At 56.0% G+C, this 25,817-nt stretch carries 20 protein-coding genes; 4 read left to right on the top strand and 16 right to left on the bottom strand.

The features are described from left to right. Positions 1-66: 66 nt before the first annotated feature. The 4 genes from mutL to FIU95_RS01130 are packed head-to-tail and all read right to left on the bottom strand — an operon-like array spanning position 67 to position 5,351. Positions 67-1,956 carry a DNA mismatch repair endonuclease MutL gene (gene mutL, locus FIU95_RS01145; RefSeq protein ID WP_152450712.1) on the bottom strand — a complete coding sequence of 630 codons (1,890 nt, stop codon included), beginning with the start codon at positions 1,954-1,956 and terminating at the stop codon, positions 67-69. 55 nt (positions 1,957-2,011) lie between these two features. After that, complete coding sequence (locus tag FIU95_RS01140; RefSeq protein WP_152450710.1) at positions 2,012-3,322, bottom strand: N-acetylmuramoyl-L-alanine amidase; 1,311 nt, start codon at positions 3,320-3,322, stop codon at positions 2,012-2,014. Between the two features lie 56 nt (positions 3,323-3,378). Then, complete coding sequence (gene tsaE / locus FIU95_RS01135; protein ID WP_152450707.1) at positions 3,379-3,867, bottom strand: tRNA (adenosine(37)-N6)-threonylcarbamoyltransferase complex ATPase subunit type 1 TsaE; 489 nt, start codon at positions 3,865-3,867, stop codon at positions 3,379-3,381. 2 nt (positions 3,868-3,869) lie between these two features. After that, positions 3,870-5,351, bottom strand: coding sequence for an NAD(P)H-hydrate dehydratase (locus tag FIU95_RS01130; RefSeq protein WP_216646289.1), 1,482 nt, complete (start codon positions 5,349-5,351; stop codon positions 3,870-3,872). A gap of 134 nt (positions 5,352-5,485) precedes the next feature. On the opposite strand from FIU95_RS01130, the gene queG reads away from it, so the two are divergent. Beyond that, the gene (gene queG, locus FIU95_RS01125; RefSeq protein WP_152450705.1) at positions 5,486-6,595 is read left to right on the top strand and encodes a tRNA epoxyqueuosine(34) reductase QueG; all 1,110 of its coding nucleotides are present in this window, start codon (positions 5,486-5,488) and stop codon (positions 6,593-6,595) included. A gap of 81 nt (positions 6,596-6,676) precedes the next feature. Here queG and orn read toward each other — a convergent pair whose 3' ends face one another. Continuing rightward, complete coding sequence (orn, locus tag FIU95_RS01120) at positions 6,677-7,219, bottom strand: oligoribonuclease (RefSeq protein WP_152450702.1); 543 nt, start codon at positions 7,217-7,219, stop codon at positions 6,677-6,679. An 86-nt stretch (positions 7,220-7,305) separates the two neighbouring features. On the opposite strand from orn, the gene rsgA reads away from it, so the two are divergent. Genes rsgA through asd form a run of 3 tightly spaced genes read left to right on the top strand, consistent with a single transcriptional unit; the run spans position 7,306 to position 10,027 of the window. Then, a complete protein-coding gene (rsgA, locus tag FIU95_RS01115) occupies positions 7,306-8,346 on the top strand; it encodes a small ribosomal subunit biogenesis GTPase RsgA (RefSeq protein ID WP_152450698.1) in 1,041 nt (346 codons plus the stop codon). Beyond that, positions 8,343-9,137 (top strand): sulfurtransferase, encoded by a 795-nt coding sequence (locus tag FIU95_RS01110; RefSeq protein WP_152450696.1) that lies wholly within the window; start codon positions 8,343-8,345, stop codon positions 9,135-9,137. Before rsgA ends, FIU95_RS01110 begins: the two co-directional genes overlap by 4 nt. Before the next feature lie 26 nt (positions 9,138-9,163). After that, entirely contained in the window at positions 9,164-10,027 is an 864-nt protein-coding gene (gene asd, locus FIU95_RS01105; RefSeq protein WP_152450694.1) for an archaetidylserine decarboxylase, read from the top strand. A gap of 54 nt (positions 10,028-10,081) precedes the next feature. Here the strand turns inward: asd and FIU95_RS01100 are convergent, their stop codons facing one another. From FIU95_RS01100 to FIU95_RS01050, 11 genes are all read right to left on the bottom strand, one after another. Beyond that, a complete protein-coding gene (locus FIU95_RS01100) occupies positions 10,082-11,437 on the bottom strand; it encodes an HD-GYP domain-containing protein (RefSeq protein WP_152450692.1) in 1,356 nt (451 codons plus the stop codon). A 172-nt stretch (positions 11,438-11,609) separates the two neighbouring features. Beyond that, a complete protein-coding gene (gene hemE, locus FIU95_RS01095) occupies positions 11,610-12,689 on the bottom strand; it encodes a uroporphyrinogen decarboxylase (RefSeq protein WP_152450690.1) in 1,080 nt (359 codons plus the stop codon). Positions 12,690-12,848: 159 nt separating this feature from the next. Then, positions 12,849-14,267 (bottom strand): FAD-dependent oxidoreductase, encoded by a 1,419-nt coding sequence (locus FIU95_RS01090; protein WP_152450688.1) that lies wholly within the window; start codon positions 14,265-14,267, stop codon positions 12,849-12,851. A gap of 20 nt (positions 14,268-14,287) precedes the next feature. Continuing rightward, positions 14,288-18,736 (bottom strand): glutamate synthase large subunit, encoded by a 4,449-nt coding sequence (gltB, locus tag FIU95_RS01085; RefSeq protein WP_152450687.1) that lies wholly within the window; start codon positions 18,734-18,736, stop codon positions 14,288-14,290. A gap of 344 nt (positions 18,737-19,080) precedes the next feature. Continuing rightward, complete coding sequence (gene aroB / locus FIU95_RS01080) at positions 19,081-20,166, bottom strand: 3-dehydroquinate synthase (RefSeq protein WP_152450685.1); 1,086 nt, start codon at positions 20,164-20,166, stop codon at positions 19,081-19,083. Positions 20,167-20,244: 78 nt separating this feature from the next. After that, positions 20,245-20,769, bottom strand: coding sequence for a shikimate kinase AroK (gene aroK / locus FIU95_RS01075; protein WP_256366399.1), 525 nt, complete (start codon positions 20,767-20,769; stop codon positions 20,245-20,247). After that, positions 20,766-22,955: a type IV pilus secretin PilQ gene (gene pilQ / locus FIU95_RS01070; RefSeq protein WP_152450683.1), complete on the bottom strand. Its 2,190-nt coding sequence runs from the start codon at positions 22,953-22,955 to the stop codon at positions 20,766-20,768. Before pilQ ends, aroK begins: the two co-directional genes overlap by 4 nt. Then, on the bottom strand, positions 22,955-23,482 hold the full coding sequence (locus tag FIU95_RS01065; protein ID WP_152450681.1) for a pilus assembly protein PilP: 528 nt from the start codon (positions 23,480-23,482) through the stop codon (positions 22,955-22,957). Before FIU95_RS01065 ends, pilQ begins: the two co-directional genes overlap by 1 nt. Continuing rightward, positions 23,479-24,099 carry a type 4a pilus biogenesis protein PilO gene (locus FIU95_RS01060; protein WP_152450679.1) on the bottom strand — a complete coding sequence of 207 codons (621 nt, stop codon included), beginning with the start codon at positions 24,097-24,099 and terminating at the stop codon, positions 23,479-23,481. The genes FIU95_RS01065 and FIU95_RS01060 overlap by 4 nt, the downstream gene beginning before the upstream one ends. A gap of 11 nt (positions 24,100-24,110) precedes the next feature. Further along, positions 24,111-24,686: a PilN domain-containing protein gene (locus tag FIU95_RS01055; protein ID WP_152450677.1), complete on the bottom strand. Its 576-nt coding sequence runs from the start codon at positions 24,684-24,686 to the stop codon at positions 24,111-24,113. Between the two features lies 1 nt (position 24,687). Next, positions 24,688-25,764, bottom strand: coding sequence for a pilus assembly protein PilM (locus tag FIU95_RS01050; protein WP_152450675.1), 1,077 nt, complete (start codon positions 25,762-25,764; stop codon positions 24,688-24,690). Positions 25,765-25,817 lie beyond the last annotated feature (53 nt).

Here is a 25,817-nt window from a genome sequence, read left to right as displayed (position 1 = left end):
AAAATCGCGCGGGGTTTATCGTCCAGAGTGCGCTCGCTCAAATCAACACCTACTTCCCAAACGCGGTTATTGACCGCGCATAAACCACTTATCCATATCCGCCAGTTTAACCTGGGTCCAGGTCGGGCGGCCGTGATTGCACTGGCCGCTGCGCTCGGTGCGCTCCATATCCCGCAGCAGCGCATTCATTTCCGGCACCGTCAGGCGGCGGTTGGCGCGCACAGAACCGTGACAGGCCATGGTAGCGAGCACTTCGTTGATGCGCTCGCCAATGCGCTCACTGTCGCCCTGCCCAAGTAAATCCGACAGTACATCGCGCACCAGTTGCTCCACCTGGGCACCGTGCAACATGGTGGGCACCTGGCGTACCAGCAGGGTTTCCGGGCCGGCGCGCTGCAGCACAAAGCCGAGAGAAGTGAAAACCTCACTGCGCTCCTCAAAGCAATCCGCCTCGCGCTGGCTCACCGCCAAACTCACCGGCACCAGCAATGGCTGCGCCTGAATGCCGCCGGCGGCATGGGCCGTTTTCATCTGTTCGTAAACAATACGCTCATGAGCAGCGTGCATGTCTACCACGATCATGCCCTGCTCGTTCTGCGCGAGAATATAAATACCGTGCAGCTGGGCAATGGCAAAGCCTAGCGGCGGGATCTCTTCCCCACTGGCATTGTCACTGGCCATTGGCATCTGCACTGCCATAGGCGCAACTGCAACGCCAGGCTGAGGCGCGGCTGTGGCTGCAGATTCGGCAACACCCGCCGGCTCCCGGTAGGGTTGATGCAGGGCGCCGTAGGCATTCATTTGCTGCTGCAAACTCGACGGTGAGGGGCGATTGGAGAGCGGCATTTTTTGCTGGCCGGAGAATTCTCCCGCCTGGATACCGCTGACTCTTTCTGCGGCACCATTCTCTTGCCCATCAGCCTCTTCAGCTTGCTCATCTTTCTGCCCTGGGCGCACATCGGCTAGGGCTCTGTGCAAACTGCCAAACAGGAAATCATGCACTAGGCGGCCATCGCGAAAGCGCACCTCGTGTTTGGTGGGATGCACATTCACATCCACCGATGCCGGGTCCAATTCCAGATAGAGCACAAACGCTGGATGGCGGCCGTGATAGAGCACATCGGCAAAGGCGCGGCGCACCGCGTGACTCACCACTTTGTCGCGAATAGCACGCCCATTGACGTAGAAGAATTGCAGATCGGCCTGGGAGCGGGAAAAAGCCGGCTCGGCCACCCAACCCCACAGGCGCAGACCACTGCGCTCCACATCGATATGCAGGGCATTCTGCATAAACGCCGGACCGCACACCTGCGCCACACGGCGCTCCATCTCCACACGGCCGCTGCCGGCGCGCAGGTTATGCACGCCCTTACCGTTGTGGCGCAGACTGATAGACACATCGAAGCGGGACAGCGCTAGGCGCTTGATGGTGTCGTCGATACGATTAAATTCGGTCTTCTCGGTGCGCAGGAATTTGCGTCTTGCCGGCGTATTGAAAAACAAGTCGCGCACATCCACGGTAGTGCCGCGGGGGTGGGCCGCCGGCGCCAGCTGTGCCTGCATGTCACGGCCCTCGGCACTCACTTGCCAGCCCTTGCCGCTCTCATCGCGGCTGCTGATCAGATTCAATCGCGCGACAGAGGAAATACTGGCCAGGGCCTCACCACGGAACCCCAGGGTGGCCACCGCCTCCAGATCTTCCAGCACGTGGATTTTAGATGTGGCATGGCGCGCCAGCGCCATGGGCAAATCCTCTTTCTCGATACCCTTGCCGTTATCCCGCACTTTCATGCGCTTGATGCCGCCGTTATCAATATCCACTTCCAGCCGCGTGGCGCCAGCATCCAGGCTGTTTTCCAGCAGCTCCTTGATTACAGAGGCGGGGCGTTCGACCACCTCACCGGCAGCGATCTGGTTGGCGAGACGCGGAGATAATTGCTGGATACGTTCGTGCATAACTCTGGCCTGTTATTGCTGCTGTGGCCGTGGGGCGCTAATTCGTAAAAACCGATTAACCGGAAGGGATACTCAGTGTCTGGCCGACACGGATGACCGAGCTGTTGATGCCGTTAGCTTCCTTCAGGGACGCCACGGAAATTCGGTAGCGCGCGGCGATTCCTGACAGTGTCTCGCCGCGGGCAATGACATGTCGGCGCGCTTCGGCACCGCGATTGGCGGCAACCCAAGTGCCCGCCGGAGGGCGGCTCTCGAAGTGGGCCACTATACCTTCGCTGAGTTTTTGTGCCAGCCTGCGTTGGAATTTCGGGTCACGCAGACGCTTTGACTCATAGGGGTTGGTAATAAAACCAGTCTCTACAAGAATTGAGGGCACATCTGGAGAGCGCAACACGGCGAAATTGGCCTGCTCCACACGCTTCTTGTGCAGATGCGTCACGGTTCCCAGCTGGGACAGTACACTGGCACCGATATCCAGGCTGGCATTCATGGTCGCAGTCATAGAGAGATCCAGCAGGACTCCGGCGAGGGTATCGTCCTTGTCGCCCAGGTTCAGGCTGCCTGCACCACCGATCAGATCCGACTCGTTTTCCCGCTGGGCCAGAAAGCGCGCTGTTTCACTGGTGGCGCCGCGAGTCGATACCGCATAGACACCGGCGCCACGGGCATCCTTGCGGGTAAAGGCGTCGGCATGTATCGAGACAAAGAGATCTGCACGAATCTTGCGGCCAAAATTTACCCTATCCCGGTGAGCAACGTAATAGTCGCCGGAGCGCACTAATTTGGCGCTAAAGCCCGGTCTCTGGTTGATCTGTTTATTTAACTGCTTGGCAATCGCCAGCACCACATCTTTTTCCCGCAGCCTGCCGGGCCCAAGCGCACCCGGATCCTCACCTCCATGGCCGGCGTCGATAGCGATCACGATATCCCGCTCGCCGCCCACCTGCTGCAAGGTTTTCTCCTCGCTTTTCACCTCATCGTAGAGATCGATCACCAGGCGATCCGGCATCTGCTCGTGGCGACGTAAGGCAAAGCTGCGCGGGTTAGTTTGCTGCTTCAAATCGAAGACCACTCGCAGGTCTTTTTTGTTGTGGCGGGCGTGGCGTACTTGGGCGATGGGAGTACCCTTCAGGTCCAGAGTATCTAACTGTGCCTTCAACTGGGTATCGGCAATATCCACCACAACACGGTGCGGCCCGCTCAGGGTAAACAACTTGTGCTCCGCCGGGCCGCTCAGGTCGAAGACCAGACGCGTGTGGTCCGGCGCCCGCCACAGGCGCACGCCCTCTACTTCTGCCGCTGTCAACGGCAGTGCGATTGTCAGCCCGATTACCAGGGCCACTAGCGAGCGCCACATCCTACTCATTACTTCCCAACCCTTTCACTTATTGTTTTTACACGTCCCTGAATTCAGGCCAATTCCTATTTATGTAGCATCTTTGCCAGGGTATCGAGCACCGCTTCTCCCTGTTTGGAGTGGGTATTCAACAGCAGCTGGCGGCCGCTGTCCGGCACTTGCAGAGTCAATTCCAAATCTGGTTCGGGCAAAACGCCAGCGCCGCGTTCCGGCCATTCCACCAGGCTCAGGCTATGCGCGGCGAAATAGTCCCGCACCCCCATAAACTCCAACTCCTCGGCATCTCCCAGGCGATAGAGGTCGAAGTGATATACCCGCTGGGGGCCGAGTTCGTAGGGCTCAACCAGTGTGTAAGTCGGACTTTTCACCGCGCCCTGGTGCCCAAAGGCTCTCAATACTCCGCGACAAAAAGTGGTCTTGCCGGCGCCCAGCTGGCCATTCAGATACAGGGTGAGCCCCCGCTGTAGGCCACTGGCCAGGCAGGCGCGGCCCAGCGCTTCACCGCCGGCCACCGTTGCCTCTTCGTCCGCTAAATGCAATTTCAGTTCACTCACTATCAGTCCACCAACCGTCGAATCCAGGGCAATAAATCTGTGGCCAGTAAGCCGCGCTGACCATCCTCCGCGGCGCGGTTACCCGCTTCGCCATGCAGCCAGACTGCCAGGCGCGCCGCATCTACCAATGGCAGGTGCTGACCGATCAAGGCCGCCACTATTCCGGTGAGCAGATCTCCCATGCCTCCCGAGGCCATACCCGGATTACCGCTGTTGATCAGATCGACACCGCCTTCGTGGGCAATCAGAGTGCCGGCGCCTTTTAGTATCACCACACCACTGAATTTCTGCTGAACTGCCACCGCCGCCGCGCGGGGGTCCGCCAGTACCTCGGCGGTATCGCAGCCGAGCAGGCGCGCCGCCTCACCCACATGGGGCGTCAGCACCCAATCATCGCGTTTTACGCCAGCGAGTACCCGCCCAGCGGCGAGGATATTCAGTGCATCCGCATCCACCACCAGCGGCACTTGAGCGCGGCCGGCACGAGCCAGTAACTGTTCGCTCCAGGGAGAGCGGCCAAGACCCGGACCCACTGCGATGACATCGGGCCCCTCTAAAAGTGGTTCCAGTTCCTGGCCAGAAATAACCGGATGAGCCATGACCTCAGGGCAACGGGTCAAAGCGGCAGTTAAGTGTTCCGGGCGGGTTGCCAGGGAGATCAGACCGGCACCACTGCGCGCAGAGGACTGCGCCGCCATCAGCGCTGCGCCACCGAAACCGCTGTCGCCACCAACCACCAGAATATGGCCAAACATATTTTTGTAGCTGTCCGCAGCACGCTCGGGCAGGCGTTTCAGGCTGGAGTGCTCAAACCGTTGCGCCAGGGGCTCTACTGCTTGATAAACCGGTGCGGGGGCGCCGAGATCGGCAAAGATCACCTCGCCACAAAGCGCCGGGCCACGTCCACAGTAGAGGCCCAGCTTGCGACCGATAAAGGTCACGGTCATATCGGCTTGAACGGCCAGATCGGCGCCGCCACTATCGGCACTCAAACCCGAGGGAATATCCACGGAAAAAACCGGACCGGGACTCTTGCGAATTCGCTCAATGGCATGAGCAACATCCTGACGCAACTCACCGCTAAACCCTGTCCCCAGCAGTGCATCCACGATCAGGGTGTTGCCGTCGGCACTGTCCAGCTCGGTCAGTGAGGTCAGCACCTGCACCCCTTCGCGAACGGCGTAGGCATGGGCCTCGCGGGCATCGCCCTTCAAGAGTTCGGGGTCGCTACAGGCAAACACCGTCACCGGTATCTTCTTCTGCGCAGCCAGAGCCGCAATCACATAGCCATCACCGCCGTTGTTGCCACCGCCACAAAACACCTGGATGCGGCCAATATCCGCCCAGCGGGCGCGCAAATGGGTGAAGGCGGCGCGCGCCGCGCGCTTCATCAGTTGTATCGAAGGGATTTCCAGCGCGGCGATTGTTTGTCGGTCGAGTTCCCGTACCGATTCGGCACTGTACAAAGGTTGTGGCGTATCCATGCGGCTCCCGCAATGTGGTGAAGATGTCATCTGTGGCAAAATGGGCGATTGTATCGCTGCCACCTGCACTGACAGCAAAGTATACCGCCCCGGCCAGTCATTGTGCTTGCATGGGATATCGAGCCGCTTTATCTATGACCGAATCACTGCTCGCCGAATTAGCCGACCTGATCAAACTCTGGGGACGGGAACTGGGCTTCCAGCAGGTTGGTATCACCGACTGCCAGCTGGAGGAGGACGGTGAGCGCCTGCGCGCTTGGATCGATAAGGGCTACCACGCGGATATGGAGTGGATGGGCGCCCACGGGGAAAAACGCTGGCGCCCGGCACTATTAGAGGAAGGAACCGTGCGCGCCATCAGTGTGCGCCTTGACTACCTGCCACCGGATACCCAGCCGATCAAAGTGCTCAAGGATTCCAGTAAGGCCTATGTCTCCCGTTACGCCAATGGTCGCGACTACCACAAGCTGATCCGCAAGCGCCTGGCCAGCCTGGCCAAGAAGATTGATGCCTTCTGTGCCGAACAGGGTATCGATTCCAAGGGCCGCGCCTTCACTGACAGCGCACCGGTGATGGAACGCGCACTGGCGCGCAAGGCCGGCCTCGGCTGGGTCGGCAAGAACTGCCTGCTGATCAATTCTAAGGCTGGCTCTTTTTTCTTCCTCGGCGAGATCTATACCAACCTGCCCCTGCCTGTCGATAAGGGCGATTTTGCCGACGAGTGCGGCGATTGCGTGGCCTGCCTTAAAGTCTGCCCAACCGATGCCTTTATCGGCCCGCGCACCTTAGATGCCGGGCGCTGTATCTCTTACTTGACCATCGAAAACAAGGGGCCTATTCCGGAAGAATTCCGCGAGCCCATCGGCAATCGGGTTTTTGGCTGCGACGATTGCCAGACAATCTGCCCCTGGAACAAGTTTGCCAAACCCACTGCAGAGCAGGACTTCCACCCGCGTCACGGCCTCGACAACGGCGAGCTGCTGACGCTGTTCAACTGGAGCGAGGAGGAGTTTCTGCGCAAGACCGAGGGCTCGCCAATCCGTCGCATCGGCTACGAGCGCTGGCAGCGCAACCTGGCGGTGGCGCTCGGCAACGGCGCGGCCAACGAAGAGGTTTTCGACTGTCTCGAAAAGGCGCGGCAAATAGCCACGCCTCTGGTGCTAGAACATATCGATTGGGCCCTGGCGCGGCTGCGCAGTGGACGCAAACGCAAGCGCAAGCGCAAGATCAAGCGTGAAACCTGAGCCCCTAAACGAGGCGCAGATAAAGAGTCGGGACGGCAGAAAGAGGCTCCTCTCAGCCGAGTACTTTGCTAAATCGAAAGCTTAACTGAGGCGGAAGAAGGTCTCGCGGTAGTGGCGCAACTCTTCGATGGAGTCGCGAATATCGTCAAGAGCCAAATGACTGCTGTGCTTTTTCACCCCATCCAATACATCCGGGCGCCAGCGTCTGGCCAGCTCTTTCACCGAGCTCACATCCAGATTACGATAATGGAAGTAAGATTCCAGCTGCGGCATATATTTCACCAAGAAGCGACGGTCCTGGCCGATAGAGTTGCCACACATGGGCGAGGCACCCTCCGGCACCCAGTGGCGTAGAAACTCCAGGGTCTCCCGCTCCGCTTCCCGCTCGGAAATATTCGACTCCTTTACCTTTGCCACCAAACCAGAACCGCCGTGCTGTTCGGTGTTCCAGTCGTCCATGGCATCCAGAAGGGCATTACTCTGGTGAATCACCATCGCCGGACCCTCGGCGAGTATATTCAGCCGCGAATCGGTCACAATGGTCGCGATTTCGATAATGCGCTCTTTGTCCGGATCGAGGCCGGTCATCTCCAGATCTATCCAGATCAGGTTGTTCTGATCCACAGCGGGTCTCCTCAAACTTTCCGCGCAAGTTACCGCAACTACCCGGCAATGGCTATAATCCGCCGCTAATCTCCAGGTGCCAGTGCATGAGTAAACGCAAATTAAACCGCCGCCAACAGTGGCGCGTCGCCAAGATCCAGCAGGAACGCGAGGCCCGCGCGCGCAAGCGCGAAGAGTCCGCAGAGCAGGCCCTGGACGACGGTCAGCTGGGCCAGGAACAGACTGGCCTGGTCATCGCCAATTATGGCACCCAGATTTTGGTGGAAAGTGAGAGCGATGCCTCCCTGCGCCAGCGCTGCCACATGCGCGCCAATATCGACACCCTGGTAACCGGCGATCGCGTCGCCTGGCGTCCCGCCACCAGTGATAGCGATGGCGGCTATGGGGTTGTGGGTGCGCGGTTGCCGCGCAACTCAGAGCTGCAGCGCCCGGATCGCTACGGCGACCTGAAAACCGTAGCGGCCAATATCGATCGCATTGTGATTGTAATAGCCCCCTACCCAGAGCCTTTCGCCAATGCCATCGACCGCTACCTGGTCGCCGCAGAGACCACCGGCATAGCGCCAATCCTGCTGCTGAACAAGATCGACCTGATCGACGATGGCAACCGCCAGGCACTCGAAACCCTACTGGCCCCCTACCCCGACCTCGGCTACCCAGTGCTGCGTCTTTCCACTAAAACCGGTGAGGGCCTGCCACATCTGCTCGAAACTCTGGCCAAGGGCAGCAGCGTCTTTGTCGGACAGTCCGGTGTGGGTAAATCTTCGCTGGTCAATGCCCTGCTACCCAGCGCCGGCGCCCGTACCGGCGCCCTGTCCGAGGCAACCATGAAGGGCACTCACACCACCACCGCGGCGGAACTGTTTCACCTGCCCAGCGGGGGCGATCTGATAGACTCTCCCGGCATCCGCGAGTTTGGTCTCTGGCATATGGAGGAGGCCGTGCTACTGGAAGGGTTTGTGGAATTCCGCCCCTTTATCGGTCACTGCCGCTTTCGCGACTGCAGCCATCAGGGCGAACCCGGCTGTGCCATTCACGAGGCACTGGCCAACGGCGACATCAGTGAGCGCCGTATGAACAGCTTTTTACACCTGCGCAACAGCCTGGAATCGGAGAATAAATTTTGAACCTGATTATTGAGGCGGAAGAGCTCGCCGCCGAGCTGGAGCACGAGGAATTATTGGTTGTCGACCTCAGCTCCCTGCAAAACTATGTGAACGGCCACATCCCCGGCGCCCTGCACCTGCCATTTCAGGCACTGATGGCGGGTACTGCCCCTGCGCCGGGTAAACTCCCCAGCTCCGAGCAGCTGACCCGAGTTTTTCGCGCTATTGGCCTGCGCCCGGAAACCCACGTAGTGGCTTGTGATGATGAGGGCGGCGGCTGGGCCGGACGCTTTCTGTGGACCCTGGAGTGTGTTGGCCACCGCAATTACAGCTACTTGAACGGCGGCATGCACGCTTGGCGCGGCGCCGGCTTGCCGCTTACCAATGAAGAATCACAGGTTACCCCAAGCGATATCGAGATCTCGATCGATACCGATGCCGCCATGAATGCCCAGGAAATCCAGGAGCATCTGGGCAACCCCGACTTCCTCGTTTGGGATGCCCGCTCCCCCCAGGAATACTGCGGAGAAAGGGTATTGGCTACCAAGGGTGGTCATATTCCCGGCGCGATCAACTGCGAGTGGACCCAGCTGATGGACCCTCAGCGCGACCTGCGTATCCGCACCGATGCGCGCGAGTTACTCGCCAAGCTCGGCATAACTGAAGAGCATAAAATCGTCACCCACTGCCAGAGTCATCACCGCTCCGGCTTTACCTGGTTGGTGGGTAAGTCCCTGGGTTTTGATATTCGCGCCTACCCAGGCTCCTGGAGTGAGTGGGGCAACCTGCCCAATACGCCCGTCGAACAGTAAGCATTACCGGAAAACGTTGTACCCGTATGAATCCAAAACTCTTTACCGCCCTGCAGTACCTGACTCCGCAGCACGCTCTTTCCCGCGCTGCGGGCTGGCTGGCGAATACCGAGATCAAGTCGATCAAGGACCCCTTTACCCGCTGGTTCGTCGAGAAGTACGGTGTCGATATGCAGGAGGCCAAAGAGACCGATTGCACCGCCTATCGCACCTTCAACGACTTTTTTACCCGTGAACTCAAAGAGGGCGCACGGCCGATTGTCAGTAGCGAAGATAGCCTGGCCTGCCCGGCAGACGGCGCTATTAGCCAGCTAGGTGCTATCCACAATGGCCGCGTGTTCCAGGCCAAGGGGCACGACTACAGCCTGCTGGAACTGGTGGGCGGTGATCCCGAGTTGGCGGCCCAGTTTGACGACGGCCACTTCGCCACCGTGTACCTGTCACCCAAGGATTACCACCGGGTGCATATGCCTATCGACGGCACACTGCGCAGCATGACTTATGTGCCGGGCCAGCTGTTCTCGGTCAATACAGTGACCGCGGAAAATGTGCCGCGCCTGTTCGCCCGCAACGAGCGCCTGGTATGTGTATTCGATACCGTCGCCGGGCCTATGGCCATGATTTTGGTAGGCGCCATGATCGTTGCCGGAATCGAGACCGTTTGGGCCGGTCAAGTGACTCCCCATACTCGCGATGTACGCACCACCAACTATCTGGAGAATGCACCTGTTCAGCTGAAAAAGGGCGAGGAGATGGGTCGCTTTAAACTGGGTTCCACAGTGGTCATGTTGTTTGGAGCAGATCAGGTACGCTGGCTGGACAGCCTTGAGGCGGAAACCCCTGTGCGCATGGGTGAGTATTTCGGCAGCATGATAGCCGACGCCGGCTAATTTTCCGTGAGAGCGGTAAGCTGCGCCGCTCTCAAGGCTTCCCTCAAGGAATTACTACCTGGCCAGCCGCGAGAAAAACCGGGACAACTGCCCGCCACTATTGAAAAGGTAATCGTCCCGCACCGCCGAGGTATTCACCTCCGGGTAAGCCCCTGGCTCTATATCCCGCACTATGCTGATCTTTTCCTCCGGGCGCATCTTGCCCCGCTCAATCAGCTTTTCCGCGCGGTCTTCCGCAGCTGCCAGGTCAAACAGGCGCGGTTTGCTCAGTTGGCGCTTGTGCGCGTCCAGCACAATCATCACCTTCGGGCGCAAACGACGGTCGTAAGTCTGCTCTACCACGACACCCACTTCGCCGCTAGAGAGTTCTACCTGGGTACCGGTGGGATAGAGACCTATCGCCTGAATAAATTCGACAACCAGCTGTTCCTGGTAGGCGATGCCACGCAGATCATAGAGTTCCGCCACGGCCTTGGAAGGCGCAATGGGCTGGCTGACGCCACGGGGATTCGTTGCTTCATCGTAAAAAGTCACGATGCCGCACATGCGTGCCAATACAGGGATTTTGTCACCGCGTAAACCGCCGGGATAGCCACCACCGTCGTGGCGCTCGCGATGAGCGCGCACAATATCGATTACCTGGGGGTCAACCTGGGCATCCGCCGATAGCATCTGCACACTGTGCTGCACAAATTTGCGGTACTCCAGTTCGCTGCGCGGGTCGCGCTGGAGCATCTGCAGCACTTCTGCCGGAATTGATAACTTGCCCACATCCTTTAACAGGGTGGCCACCCCCAGCTGCACCAGCTCGTGCCGAGCCAAGCCGATATGCCGGCCAAACAACACCGCCCAGATACTGGCACGCACCGAGTGGCTGTAAGTGTGCTCATCCCTGTCGCGCACTCGCGCCAGCCAGGCAAAGGCATCCGGGCTGCGCAGCACGCTCTCAACCAGATCCTCTACCACCCGGTTCATCTGTGGCACTGGCAGTGGTCGATTGTTGGCTACCAGTCCCATAACTTCACCCATGCCGCGCAGTATTTGACCATGCAACTTGCGCGCATTGCCGGCCTCGCGCTGGGCGGGCTGAGGGGGTGGATAAGCTTTGTGTGAGACTGCAACGGGGCGACAGGGAATAGTGACGCGCATGGCAGCTCGACCATGCCTTTTAGAGCCTGCACCACTGGCGCCGACCAGGCGACGCAAGGTGACTCCGGCACTACCTACCGTCTTGTGCACGTCCACATAGACAAAACGGCAGTATTTCTGCAGCTGGCGAATCTCCTCCAAATCGCGGATATAAAACCCCTGTAGCGCGAATGGCGTCTGGGCCCAGGGCTTGTCTAGCCTGGACACAAACATACCGCGCTGGAGATCACCGACGGAGATTTTTGCCTGTTCGAGTGCCACTTGGGGAGGTACCGACCACTGTGATAAATGCCTGGAGACCGCCCTCAACAAGGGCCCCCGCTCTATCTCTGGGGCCCCTCGGGCAAGCGCACATTTATATCACGGACAGATATTGGCGAGCACCTATACAAAGTGAGACTGTATTCACAGACTCAGACACTAGATGCCACAGTTAAGCGTGATATTTTGCGGAAAGCTCTACCACTGCCTCGATCATGGCGCCGGCATGGGCTGGGTCGACTTTCGGGGTAATACCGTGGCCAAGGTTGAAAATATGGCCACTACCCTGGCCGAAGGACTGCAGCACAGCTTCCACTTCTTGGCGGATGCGCTCCGGGCTGGCGTAGAGCACGGAGGGATCCAGATTACCCTGCAGGGCAACGCGATCCCCAACTCGGGCGCGGGCACTGCCGATATCGGTGGTCCAATCGAGCCCCAAGGCATCGGCACCGGTATCCGCCATCGCTTCCAACCACTGACCACCCCCTTTGGTGAACAGGATAGCGGGCACCCGGCGGCCATCAGCTTCTTTGATCAGACCGCTGAGAATACGCTGCATGTATTGCAGAGAGAATTCGCGGTAGGCACTGTGACTTAAGGCGCCGCCCCAGGTATCGAAAATTTGTACCGCCTGGGCACCGGCGCGAATCTGTGCATTCAGGTAGTCGGTCACCGAATCGGCGAGTACGGTCAGCAGCTGGTGCATCAGCTCGGGGCGGTTGTAGAGCATTTCCTTGCTGCGGGCAAAGTCTTTGCTGGAGCCGCCCTCAATCATGTAAGTGGCCAAAGTCCAGGGGCTGCCGGAGAAGCCGATCAGTGGCACACGACCATTCAGCTCGCGGCGAATGGTGGACACCGCATTCATCACATAGTCCAGATCCCGTTCGCTGTTGACTACTTCCAATGCCTCGATATCAGCGGCAGTGCGCAGTGGCTTATGGAATTTAGGGCCTTCGCCCTCGGCAAAATAGAGACCGAGGCCCATAGCATCGGGAATGGTGAGGATATCGGAGAACAAAATGGCCGCATCGAGAGGGTAGCGCTCCAATGGCTGCAGGGTGACCTCACACGCCAACTCGGTATTACGGCACAGATCCATAAAGCTACCAGCCTCGGCACGGCTGGCTCGGTACTCGGGTAGGTAGCGACCCGCCTGGCGCATCATCCACACTGGTGTTCGATCCACGGGCTGGCGCAGCAGGGCGCGGAGAAAGCGGTCGTTTTTCAATTCGGACGGTTTGGTATCAGACATAGGCACACCGAGCGGGCTAAAAAAACGGCCATTGTACAGGGGGCGGGGCCACTAGATACAGCGTGGCAAAAATATCATTCAGGCAAGTTGGGAGCTGGTGCTGATATACAAAGGTATAAAAATGGGAGGCACTAAGCCTCCCATCCGCAGCCAGGGAAATCAGATATCCAGGTAATCGAGAATACCCTCGCCGGCCTGACGCCCTTCCCAAATGGCCGTCACCACCAGGTCGGATCCGCGCACCATATCGCCACCGGCAAAGACCTTCTCATTGGAGGTCTGGAACTTGTACTTCTGTTCTTCCGGGGCTACGACACCGCCCCAGTCCGCCACTTCGATATTGTGCTCGGCAAACCACTCCGCCGGGCTCGGGCGGAAACCGAAGGCAACCAGCACGATATCTGCCGGAATGATCTCTTCGGAACCGGATACCACCTGAGGGCGGCGGCGCCCGTTTTCATCGGGCTCACCCAGCTCGGTAGTGACCACTTTCACCCCAGAGACCGTGCCATCGCCGACAATTTCCACCGGCTGGCGGTTGAACAGGAACTGCACCCCTTCCTCTTTGGCGTTGCCCACTTCACGGCGGGAGCCCGGCATATTCTCCTCATCGCGACGGTAGGCACAGGTCACGCTCTTGGCTCCCAGTCGAATAGAGCTGCGGTTACAATCCATGGCGGTATCACCACCACCCAGCACCACTACGCGCTTGCCTTCCACCGAAACAAATTCCGCGGGATCCTTCTCCCAACCCATATTGCGATTGACGTTGGCCACCAGGAACGGCAAGGCGTCGTGCACGCCTGGCAGGTCCTCACCGGGGAAGCCGCCCTTCATGTAGTTGTAGGTGCCCATCCCCAGGAAGACGGCATCATAGTCATTGAGCAACTGCTCGAAGCTGATGTCCTTGCCCACCTCGGTATTGAGGCAGAACTCCACCCCCATCTCGACAAACACCTCGCGGCGCTTTTCCATCACCGACTTTTCCAGCTTGAATTCCGGAATACCGAAAGTGATCAGGCCGCCGATCTCCGGGTGCTTGTCGAAGACTACCGGCTGCACACCGTTGCGTATCAGGATATCGGCGCATCCGAGTCCGGCGGGGCCTGCGCCCACAATCGCGACTTTTTTACCGGTCTTTTCCACATGGCTGAGATCCGGACGCCAACCCAGAGCGAAGGCGGTATCGGTAATGTATTTTTCTGCATTACCGATGGTCACGGCGCCGAAACCATCGTTAAGGGTACAGGCGCCTTCACACAACCGGTCCTGGGGACAAACGCGTCCACAAACTTCCGGCAGGGTGTTGGTCTCGTGGCAGAGCTCCGCCGCCTCAATCACATTCCCCTCGCTGATCAATTTCAGCCAGTTGGGAATGTAGTTATGCACCGGGCACTTCCACTCACAGTAGGGGTTGCCGCAGTCCAGGCAGCGGTGTGCCTGGCTCGCCACCTGGTTTTCACTGGATGGCTGGTAAATCTCCACAAATTCACTGGTACGCGCGATGATATCTTTCTTCGGCGGATCTATACGGGCAACGTCAATAAACTGGAAATCGTTGTTCAGTCTGTCTTTCATACTGTCTCTCCACCCCAGCCTTATTCGCCGCGCTTGCGCACGTCAGAAAGAAGATCCGCAAGGCTCGCCGCCTTGGGTTTAACCAGCCAGAATCGGCTCAGGTAATCATCGAAGTTATCCAGTAGCTCTTCACCCCAAGCGCTGCCGGTCTCCGCGACATAGGTTTCGATCACCTCGCGCAGGTGACTCTGGTGCGGCTCGAGAATTTCACTACTGATACGGCGCAATTCGATCAGCTCGTGGTTACAGCGGTCGAAGAAATCGCGTTCCAGGTCCAGTACATAGGCAAAACCACCGGTCATACCGGCGCCAAAGTTGTAGCCGGTACGCCCCAGCACCGCGACCATTCCACCGGTCATATATTCACAGCAGTGATCACCGGCGCCTTCCACCACGGCAAAGGCACCGGAATTGCGCACGGCAAAGCGCTCGCCAGCGCGGCCTGCGGCGAACAACTTGCCGCCAGTGGCGCCATACAGGCAGGTATTACCGACGATGCTGGTGTCCTGGGAGGCAAAATCACTGCCCTCAGGCGGGCGAATAACCAGCTTGCCGCCGGCCATGCCTTTACCCACATAATCGTTGGCATCCCCTTCGAGATACATCTCCAGGCCTCCGGCGTTCCAGACGCCGAAAGACTGCCCGGCAACCCCTATGAGGTTGAGTTTGATCGGCGCCTCCACCATGCCCTGGTTGCCATGGCGCTTGGCAATCTCACCACTGAGGCGCGCGCCCAGGGAGCGATCGCAGTTGGTCACTTTAAAGCTGAACTCACCACCAGACAGGCTTTCGATGGCAGGTAGGATTTCTTCCACCATGCGCTCTGCCAACTCGCCCTTATCCCAGGGCTCGTTCTTGGCCTGCTGACAGGTTTGCGGTTTGCTGTCGAGCAGCGCATCGGTATGTAACAACGGCGACAGATCCAGTTTCTTCTGCTTGTCGGTTTCGCCCTCCAGGATTCGCAACAAATCCACGCGGCCAACCAGCTCCTCCATGGAGCGAACACCGACACTCGCCATCCATTCGCGGGTCTCTTCGGCAACAAAGCGGAAGAAGTTCATCGCCATCTCGGCGGTGCCAATATAGTGCCCGTCGCGCAGATCCTTGCGTTGGGTAGCGATACCGGTGGCGCAGTTGTTCAGGTGGCAGATACGCAGGTATTTACAGCCGATAGCAACCATCGGAGCTGTGCCAAAGCCGAAGCTCTCCGCGCCGAGGATTGCCGCCTTGACCACATCCAAACCGGTTTTTAGACCGCCATCGGTCTGCACCCGTACCTTATCGCGCAAATCATTGGCACGCAGAGTCTGATGAGTTTCCGCCAAGCCCAGTTCCCACGGTGAGCCGGCATAACGGATAGAGCTGATGGGGCTTGCGGCGGTGCCACCGTCGTAGCCGGAGATGGTAATCAAATCCGCGTAGGCCTTTGCCACGCCGGCGGCGATAGTGCCGACCCCTGGACGGGACACCAGCTTCACGGATACCAGTGCATCCGGGTTCACCTGTTTGAGGTCGTAGATCAGCTGGGCCAGATCCTCGATGGAGTAGATATCGTGGTGCGGTGGCGGTGAAATCAGGGTGACGCCGGGCACCGAGTAGCGCAGCCGAGCAATCAGGTCATTCACCTTGCCACCGGGCAACTGACCACCCTCTCCGGGCTTAGCGCCTTGAGCCACTTTGATTTGCAGCACTTCGGCATTGACTAAATAGTGAGGCGTCACGCCGAAACGGCCGGAGGCAATCTGTTTGATTTTGGAGACCTTGTCGGTGCCAAAGCGGGCCGGATCTTCACCGCCCTCTCCGCTATTGGAGCGGCCACCCAGACGGTTCATAGCCAGGGCCAGGGATTCGTGCGCCTCGGGAGACAGAGCGCCCAGGGACATAGCCGCAGAGTCAAAGCGGCGCACAATCTGCTCGACCGGCTCCACTTCCTCCAATGGCACCGGCTCGAGGTTTTCTTTGAAAACCAGCATATCCCGCAGGGTTGCCACCGGGCGCTGATTGACCAATTCGGAGTAGTCGCGCCAGGCGGAGTAATCGCCAGTGCTGGCCGCTCGGCGCAAGGCCGTCACCACATCCGGGTTAAAGGTATGGTATTCGGTGCCGTGCACATATTTGTGCAGACCGCCGGGGGACACCGGCTTGCGCGCTTTCCAGGCGATTTCCGCGCGCGCGGCCATATCTGCCTGCAACTCGGCAAAGCCGGCGCCTTCGATACGGGTCGGTGCGCCAGGGAAACACAGGTCCACCACTTCCTTGGAAAGACCAACCAGCTCAAACAAGAGTGCGCCGCGATAAGAGGCCACCGTGGAGATGCCCATTTTTGACAAAATCTTCAGCAGGCCCTTGATAATGCCGTTGCGGTAATTCTTCTGCGCTTCCGCCGCATCCAGCAGCAATTCACCCCGGTCGATCAGGTGATTAATAATGCTGTAGGAGAAATAGGGATGCACAGCTGTAGCTCCCACACCTACCAGGCAGGCGAGCTGGTGAGCATCCCGCGCACTGGCAGTATCCACCACTACGTTGGAATCACAGCGCAAACCCGCATGCACCAGATGATGGTGTACGGCGCCTGTGGCGAGCAGTGCGTCTATGGGCAAATGGCCCTGGCGAATATCCCGGTCGGACAGCACTACAATCACGGTACCAGCGCGCACTGAAGCCTCAACTTTGGCACACAAACGTTCAATAGCACCGTGCAGATCCAGTTTTGCCGGGTCGTAATTCAGGTCGAATATCTCCGCGTCGAAGCCGGGACGATCCAGCGAAAGCAACGCGGTGTATTTCATATGGGAGAGCACCGGCGAGGAGAGGATCACGCGGTCGGCGTGCTCAGGCGTCTCCTCGAACACGGACTTCTCACGTCCCAGACAGGTTTCCAGAGACATCACCACCGTTTCCCGCAATGGGTCTATAGGTGGGTTGGTCACCTGGGCAAACTGCTGGCGGAAGTAATCGTAGAGTGAGCGGTTGTAGCGAGACAGCACCGCCATCGGCGTATCATCGCCCATGGAACCCACCGCCTCCTGGCCGGCTTCCGCCATCGGACGCACCACCTTATCGCGCTCTTCCAACGAAGAGCTGAACAGTTTCTGGTAGACCTTGAACTGCTGGTGGGAAAAGTTGTTATCGACTGGTGCAGTTACCAGAGTCGAACGGATACGACGCGCCTTGTCCTTCAACCAGCGCTTATACGGCTGGGCGCGTTTGAGCATATTGTCGATATCGGACGTGTGATACAGCTTGCCTTCCTGCGTATCCACCGAGAGCATCTGCCCGGGCCCGAGGCGCCCTTTGGCCACCACATCTTCCGGTGCATAATTATAAACACCGACTTCCGAAGCCACGGTAATAATATCGTCTTTGGTAATCACCCAGCGGGACGGGCGCAGGCCGTTGCGGTCGAGGGTACACACCGCGTGGCGGCCATCAGTCATCACCAGGCCGGCGGGACCATCCCAGGGCTCCATATGCATGGAGATATATTCATAGAAAGCGCGTAGGTCTGCATCCATACCCTCAACATTCTGCCAAGCCGGCGGTACTAGCATTCGCACCGCCCGGTGCAGTTCCATGCCACCCGCCAGTAGCATCTCCAGCATATTATCGAGGCTGGAGGAGTCGGAGCCCTCGCGATTCACCAGCGGTACCAGCTCGTTCAGTTCGGGAATCAGCTCGGTGACGAATTTGTTGGTCCGCGCCACCGACCAGTTGCGGTTGCCAGTGATGGTATTGATTTCGCCATTGTGAGCCAGCAGGCGGAACGGCTGGGCCAGGGGCCAGCGCGGCATGGTATTGGTGGAGAAACGCTGGTGGAAAACGCAGATAGCGGTTTCCAGGCGCGGATCGGCCAGTTCGGGGAAGAATTTCGGCAAATCCGCCGGGATCATCAGCCCTTTGTAGGAGAGCACATTAGTGGAGAGACTGGCGATATAAACATCGCCGCTCAGCTGCAGCTCGGCCTTGCGCCTGGCCACATACAGCCGCGCATTAAAACAGGCTTCACCCAATGGCTCCTCTGCATCGTTGATTAGCAGCTGCTCGAAACGAGGCTGGCAGTCCCGAGCAATAGGGCCGAGACACTCGGGATTGGTGGGCACTGTGCGCCAGCCAACGATGCGCATACCCTGTGCCTGCAGTGCGCTTTCAAGGGTTTGGCGCGCACTCTGCGCCTCACCTTCATCCAACGGCAACATTACAGAACCTACGGCATAGGCCTCTGTAAGCTCCAATGCGAACAACTTTCGCGCTTCCTCGCGCAGGAATTTATCGGGTTTCTGCAGCAATAAACCACAGCCGTCACCCGTTTTGCCATCGGCGGCGATACCGCCGCGATGAGTCATACAGGTGAGGGACTCAATGGCCGTCTGTACCAATTTATGGCTCGCCACCCCCTGTAAATGAGCGATCAGACCAAAACCACAGTTGTCCTTAAATTCATCCAACTGATACAGACTGCTACCCATAGAATTCCTCGTCACTATCGATTGGGGGACCACAGGCACTGTCGATAGCGGCCTGTCATGGGCAAAAATGGCTTAACGCTCGCGCTACGCTCTCCTGCGGTCCCAAGGTAAAAGATCCCGAGATAAAAAAAGCCCTCTAATGGGGCTTCCTTTATTGTTCTTATTGGCGGTCATCTAGCCCCGCCATTATTTCCGGGGGGCGCGCAATATTACTTGCTTGTCACTACATTTTCAATGTTTTACAGTTTTTTTAACTGTCAAACAAAAATAAGGCAGATTTATTTCCTATACGCTAAATTATAAATGACCGCGCTCCCTAAGAAGCTGCATTCGCGAAGCGCCTGTCATCTGGCACCACAGTTCCTTAGCGCACCTATAACTTTCTCTCGGGGAGTATCATCAACAACTTTTGCATCCCCCAGAGACCTCAGCAACACCAGACGCAACCTGCCATCCAATACTTTCTTGTCTAACTGCATAGCTTGGAGAAAGTCATCGGCACTCATATCGGCAGGAGACTCCTGAGGCAGCTGTGCCTTTTTCAGCAGCATACGGACTCGCTGAACTAATTCGCTGTCCACATTCCCCAGTAAATGCGAGAGCTCCAGCGCCATCATCATCCCGGCAGCCACCGCCTCACCATGCAACCAACGCCCATAGCCCTGCACAGCCTCTATCGCATGCCCGAAGGTATGACCAAAGTTCAATATGGCGCGCCGACCGGCCTCTCGTTCGTCACTGGCGACAACTTCCGCCTTGTCCCGACAGCATCGATCCACCGCATAAGCCAAGGCCTGGGGGTCCCGAGATAACAACCCATCGATATTGGCCTCAATCCAGTGAAAAAATGGTGCATCGCAAATCAAGCCGTATTTAATCACTTCCGCAATACCTGCAGAGAACTCCCGGTCTGGCAAAGTCGTCAGGGTATCCATATCGGCAAGTACCAATCGGGGCTGGTAAAAAGCCCCAATCATATTTTTGCCCAGAGGGTGATTAACGCCGGTCTTTCCTCCGACAGAGGAATCCACTTGGGCGAGGAGCGTGGTGGGCACCTGGATAAAATCGACGCCCCGCTGATAACAGGCCGCCGCAAAACCGCACATATCTCCAACGACACCGCCACCCAGAGCAATCAGCGTAGTGGTACGGTTGTGCCTCTGCTCCAATAGCGTGTCAAAAATTCGATTAATGGTATCCAGGGATTTGAAGGCTTCCCCATCGGGTAGCTCGACCACATCCACCTTGTCGAAATCAGAGAGCCCCTGCAGTAAGCGGGATAAATACAAGGGGGCTACAGTCTCATTGGTCACCACACATATCTGGCGCCCGCGTATATAAGGCAACAGGTATTGAGAGTCTCCGAGTAACTTGGACCCAATCACGATAGGGTAACTGCGCTCCCCCAGCTCCACATTAAAACAGTGCACAATACTCTCCTTCCCACTAGCGCCGATAGTTAACGCGTTGAGTTAATGAGACGCACTTTAGCACAGAGTGAAAAGAGGTTATTGGGAGAGGCTTTCCAGTAGACGTTCAGCAACCAGAGCTGATGCTTGCTTGGGGGTCAGGTCATCAGTGTCGCAGATAACATCCGCCACTTCGCGGTAAAGGGGGGCGCGCTCTTGCAAAATTTCTTCTATGCGCGCGCGTGGATTGGGCACTCGTAAAAGAGGCCGATTGCTGTTCTTGGAAGTGCGCTCAAGCAGCTGCTGCACCCCAGCCTGCAGGTAAACCACATGACCAAACTTTTGTAGCAGCCTCCGGTTTTCCTCTAAAAGCACGATCCCGCCACCGGTGCCAATAACTTGGCAGACGCCCTGACAGAGCTCTTCCAGTACTTCACTTTCGCGGCGACGGAAACCAGCTTCGCCCTCGACATCAAATATCCAGGGAATATCCGCCCCTGTGCGCTCCTCCAGCACCTTATCGGTATCGGCAAAAGGCAGCTGTAATTGAGCCGCCAACAATTTGCCGATCGTAGATTTGCCGGCCCCCATAGGGCCGACTAGAAAGATGGAGCGGTTAATCACTTAGATAAAAAAGTCTCGTTTTCTATGATTCGCGGGGTGATAAACATCAGTATCTCGCGCTTATCATCGGTTCTAATAGTTTTCTTGAATAAATTACCCAGATATGGAATATCTCCCAATAGAGGAACTTTAGTTTCCCCTTCGAGCATATTACTCTCAAAAACTCCACCGAGGACGATGGTTTCTCCATTACCCACCAGCACTTTGGTTTGTAAAGTATTCACATTAATAGATGGAATTTGGTTACTGCTACTAACGCTAAAGTAATCGCCAACGGAATTCTGTTCAATATTCAACGCCATAATAATATTGTTATCCGGGGTAATTTGGGGAAGAACCTGAAGTTCAAGTACCGCTTCACGGAATGTTACCGAAGCGGCGCCTGAAGAGGTAGCTTCAAGGTAAGGTATTTCCACCCCTGATTGAATCGTTGCTTCCTGCTTATCTCCCGTTACAACTTTCGGCTGTGATACGATTTCTGCCATACCCACATCTTCCATCGCAGAGAGCTCCAGGCCCAAGTAGAAATCATTTTTTAATATTGCGTATGCAATGTTACCCGCTCGAGATGCAACCCCTAGGTCTACCATTAGAGGATCATGTCCGCTTAGTGTTGTCGAAAGATTCTGCCCTGTACCGCCTACCCCTACTCCATTTTGACTTCCTGAAACAACTCCGAGGGCTTCGTCAGTGAGCTCAGTTGTACCAATATAATCCCAGGTCACACCAAGCTCTCGTTTAAAATCAGTATTAGCAGTGACGATCCGAGCCTCAATCATGACCTGACGGATTGGGACATCAATAACCTCTATCAACTCGCGAAACTGGGCAATCTTCTCTTCTGTGTCAGTAAGAATAATTGTGTTTGTACGTTCATCAACTATGGCGCTACCTCTCTGTGAAAGAATAGTCGCATTGTTATTGGCTCCATCAGCTCCCCCACCGGTAAAGCCGCCTTGACCTGAGCCATCGCTGCCTTTCCCAGAAAATAAACTGAATAGTTCTCCAGCATCGGCATAGCGAACCGCAATATATTCAGTTCGCAGAGGTGCCAGCTCTTCGAGTTGTTTACGAGTTTCTAACTCCTGACGCTCACGCTCGGCGATTTCAGCTGCCGGCGCCACCATAATGACGCTACCTTCCTGGCGCTTATCCAAGCCCTTGGCCTTAAGAATAAGGGTCAATGCCTGATCCCAGGGCACACCATCAAGGCGTAATGTGATTCGCCCCTGAACAGTATCGCTGGCTACCAAATTAAGATCAGTAAAGTCGGCAATAATCTGCAGTACTGAGCGAACTTCAATATCTTGGAAATTTAAAGAGAGTTTTTTCCCGGTGAATTGAAACTCTTTTGCCTTCTCACGGATTTCCGCTGCCGATAGGGGCTTGACACTCAGCACGTACTGGTTATCCGCTTGATAAGCGAGATAATCATATTCTGTATCTGCAGGATCAACAGCAATTACGGTATTTCGACCATCGGTATCAACCGTAATCGCATTTACTGGGGTCGCAAAATCGGTCACATCAAGGCGCTGGCGAAGTGATTGAGGCAATTCTGCACCTAGAAAGGTCAAATAGATCTTGCCATTGGTGCGTTCAACATCAATATTTACCGCCGGATCAGAAAGACTGACGATAACTTTACCTTCCCCTTCTTCTCCGCGACGAAAATCAACACCGTTAACTTCAGTAACCCCGGAAGTACTGAATTGCTTATTTCCACCTAGGTTTAAGCCAGTGTCGTGGGTGGTCGCTTTGGAAGAATCTGTCTTTGCAACAACATCTTCACCAATCTCCATCACGAGCTGATTTCCCATCCGCTCACTTGTGTACACAGGCAGCTGGTCGAGATTAACAATTAAACGGGTTCGACCCTCGCTGGTAACCACCACTGCGCTGCGAGCAGCACCAATTCCCAGTGAGTATTTCTTTTGAGGTAAAGCACTTTCGACACCGGCAAAGTCCATCACGATTCGAGCCGGCTGCTCAATGGTATACCCGGTGGGCTCTGGGGGCTCTTCCTCGAAAGTCAAACGCAACTGAATCCGGCTACCTGGCAGCTCGGAAAACTGTATATCATTCAGTTGATTAACCTGAGCTTGTAGAGTCACAGGAACCAGTAATACGGCGAGCAGCAAAAGCTGAAACGGCGCCAAACACTTAGCGAACTGCTTGTTAATCATTATCCGTTGCCCTTCTCTTCCAACGTCAGTGCTCGCGGCCTCTCAATCCAGCCACCAGTTCCATCCGGAACAATTTCCAGTACATCAAGTTGTGAGCTTGTCGCATTCACAACTCGCCCATGATTTTTCCCCAAATAATTACCTACAGTAACCCTGTGGATACCGCCTTCACCATCATCTATCAGGGCCCAAAGCTGACCATCTCTCGACAGAGTTCCTACCATGGATAAAGCATCAAAATTAATACGCTCTAATAATTCTCGCTGACGGTTCATATCTGGAGCAATATCAAGTCTACGCCCGACTAGACGCTGCTCCGATTCCAATACAGGCCTGGCAAATGGACTTCGCATTGCTGTTGCGCTATACACATATGGGCTATAAGGAGTAAAAGTAGGTATTGGTTCTATCTGACCCTTTGGCCTTCTTTCTACCCCTGCCATTTTCTCGTACAGGTCACTATGGTCGGTATTTAGGCTACACCCAGAAATTAGCAAAAAACTCACTGGGAAAAGACACCTTTTCATCCCTCTTCTCCCTGATCTTTATAGCGATAGGTCTTTGCGTTAATTAACATGTTAAGTAAGCCAGCACCATCTCGATTGCTTGAGATAGTGAAATCATGCAATGTCACAATCCTTGGCATACCTGCGATACCACTAATAAACGATCCAAACTCGTGATATCCACCCTGAACTTGGATTTTGATTGGCAGCTCCACGTAGAACTCACCAACCAGCTCTTTTTCCAGCTCTACTTTTTCGATCGTTAAACCGCTGCCTCGCCCATATTCATCGATATCCTCAAGTAAACCTGGAACTTCGGTATCTTTTGGCAACTGCTTTAATAAAGCACCAAAAGTTTCCTCCATTTCAACAAGCTGAACGCGATAAGCATCTAGGTTGGCAGCCTCAAATTGTTTCTTTTCAAACTGAACGAATAGTTCCTGCTCTTTATTAGTAGCAAACTCGAGCTTATCGTAAAGATCTCCAACCCATGCGTAATAGCCCGCTCCAACTAAGACAGCCACGACTAATACTAATAAAGTTAAGCGCCCTGCGAGGGGCCAAACCCCCACACGACTAAAATCTATATCATTAACATCCAGCTCTTGAAGCTGCTTCAGCGTATCCGCCAATGCCATTTTTATTTCCTTTAGTTGGCCACGCCCTGATCTTCAGCTTTACTCTTTCGCCCACTTAAATCCACAGTGAGCTGAAATGCACTGGCCTGCTCACCAAAAGCAGGGCTTGCAGTGACATCGGTGAGATTAGGAGATTCATACCAATCCGACTGATCCAGGTTGCGCATAAAGGAGGAAACGCGATTATTTGACTCAGCGATTCCAGACACACTGAGGCGATTTCCTTTACGCTCTAAAGAGGTCAACCAAAGCCCTTCTGGTGTTGCCTGTACCAGCTCATCAAAATAACGCACAGCCAGAGGACGGTTTCCTTGGAGCTCCTGGATAACCCGCATCCGATCAATCAATTCCTGGCGGCGCTTTTTCAGGTCCTTAATTTCGCTCACCTGTTTATTGAGCGCGTTAATCTTGACCTGCAATATCTGATTGCGCTCATCTTGTAGTGCAACCTGTCGATCGACAGTTTTCATCCACAAAAAAACCGATGCCGCTGCAGCAATAATTACCAATACTAATACTTGCTGAAATTCTTTCTGCTTCTGCGCACGATATTCCTGTCGCCAGGGGAGTAAGTTAATCTTGGCCATCTCAGTACTCCTTTTCCCGCATGGCGAGCCCTGTGGCGATCATCAGTCCCGGAGCCTCTTTGGCAAGCATTTGCTTATTCACTCGCGAAGACGTGCCCATGGCGAAGAATGGGTTGGCGACCACTGTGGGTTTCCCCAGTTTTTCACCCACCAGATCAGAAAGCCCTTCCATAGCGGCAACACCACCGCTGAGCAATATGTAATCCACATCGCTGTAGGAAGTCGAAGAATAAAAGAACTGCAGTGCACGGGTGACTTGTTGAATGACTGCATCGCGGAACGGTTCCAATACCTCAGCAAAGTAGTCATCTGGTAGACCACTGCCACCCTGATGCTTCGCCAGAGATGCCTCTTCGGCGGAGAGGCCATAGCGCCGCTGTATCTCATCGGTGAGCTGGCGACCACCGAACAGCTGTTCACGGGTATAAACCGTTTTGCCATCTACCAATACGGACAAAGCACTCATGGTCGCACCGATATCCACTACCGCAACAACCAACTGCTCTTGGGGAGGAAACTGACCCTCCAGCAAAGTGTAAGTGCGCTCAATGGCATAGGCTTCAACATCGACGACCCCGGCCTCCAGCTCGGCCTCACCGAGGGCTGAAACCCGTTGCTCGATGTTTTCGCTACGGCACGCTGCCAGCAGCACTTCCACCTGATCATCACCCTTCTCAGAAGGTCCCTGCACTTCAAAATCAAGGCTCACTTCTTCAAGTGGATAGGGAATGTATTGGTCCGCTTCCAGGGCAATACGCGCTTCCAAATCTTCATCAGAGAGGTCAGCGGGCATTTCCAGGGTTTTGGTGATCACCGCGGAGCCGGATACGGCTACAGCTGCGCGGCGCAGGCGAGTCTTGGAACGGCGCACGACTTTGCGGATCGCTTCCGCCGTGGCACCAATATCATTGATGTTCTTGTCCACAACCGCATTCGGCGGCAGAGGTTCCACGGCGTAACTTTCGACTCGATATTTATCGCCATTGCGACTTAGCTCCAGCAACTTTACTGCGGTCGAGCTAATATCCAGTCCCAACATGGCCTTCGGGCCTTTATCCAGAAAAGGGAAAATCCCCATTTTTCTTATCTTTTCCGTGGGTTATGAAAGTTTGATGTTATAGCACTTTAAAT

The sequence above is a fragment of the Microbulbifer sp. THAF38 genome (assembly GCF_009363535.1).
Lineage (GTDB): Bacteria > Pseudomonadota > Gammaproteobacteria > Pseudomonadales > Cellvibrionaceae > Microbulbifer.
The sequence above is the reverse complement of the archived record's forward strand: the minus strand, read 5'-3'. Positions and strand labels throughout refer to the sequence as shown.

Bases quoted from the DNA above. Each gene is read 5' to 3' on its own strand.
- mutL (WP_152450712.1), bottom strand. From the start codon at position 1,956: ATGCACGAACGTATCCAGCAATTATCTCCGCGTCTCGCCAACCAGATC.
- FIU95_RS01140 (WP_152450710.1), bottom strand. From the start codon at position 3,322: ATGAGTAGGATGTGGCGCTCGCTAGTGGCCCTGGTAATCGGGCTGACA.
- FIU95_RS01130 (WP_216646289.1), bottom strand. From the start codon at position 5,351: ATGGATACGCCACAACCTTTGTACAGTGCCGAATCGGTACGGGAACTC.
- queG (WP_152450705.1), top strand. From the start codon at position 5,486: ATGACCGAATCACTGCTCGCCGAATTAGCCGACCTGATCAAACTCTGG.
- rsgA (WP_152450698.1), top strand. From the start codon at position 7,306: ATGAGTAAACGCAAATTAAACCGCCGCCAACAGTGGCGCGTCGCCAAG.
- asd (WP_152450694.1), top strand. From the start codon at position 9,164: ATGAATCCAAAACTCTTTACCGCCCTGCAGTACCTGACTCCGCAGCAC.
- hemE (WP_152450690.1), bottom strand. From the start codon at position 12,689: ATGTCTGATACCAAACCGTCCGAATTGAAAAACGACCGCTTTCTCCGC.
- FIU95_RS01090 (WP_152450688.1), bottom strand. From the start codon at position 14,267: ATGAAAGACAGACTGAACAACGATTTCCAGTTTATTGACGTTGCCCGT.
- gltB (WP_152450687.1), bottom strand. From the start codon at position 18,736: ATGGGTAGCAGTCTGTATCAGTTGGATGAATTTAAGGACAACTGTGGT.
- pilQ (WP_152450683.1), bottom strand. From the start codon at position 22,955: ATGATTAACAAGCAGTTCGCTAAGTGTTTGGCGCCGTTTCAGCTTTTG.
- FIU95_RS01065 (WP_152450681.1), bottom strand. From the start codon at position 23,482: ATGAAAAGGTGTCTTTTCCCAGTGAGTTTTTTGCTAATTTCTGGGTGT.
- FIU95_RS01060 (WP_152450679.1), bottom strand. From the start codon at position 24,099: ATGGCATTGGCGGATACGCTGAAGCAGCTTCAAGAGCTGGATGTTAAT.
- FIU95_RS01055 (WP_152450677.1), bottom strand. From the start codon at position 24,686: ATGGCCAAGATTAACTTACTCCCCTGGCGACAGGAATATCGTGCGCAG.
- FIU95_RS01050 (WP_152450675.1), bottom strand. From the start codon at position 25,764: ATGGGGATTTTCCCTTTTCTGGATAAAGGCCCGAAGGCCATGTTGGGA.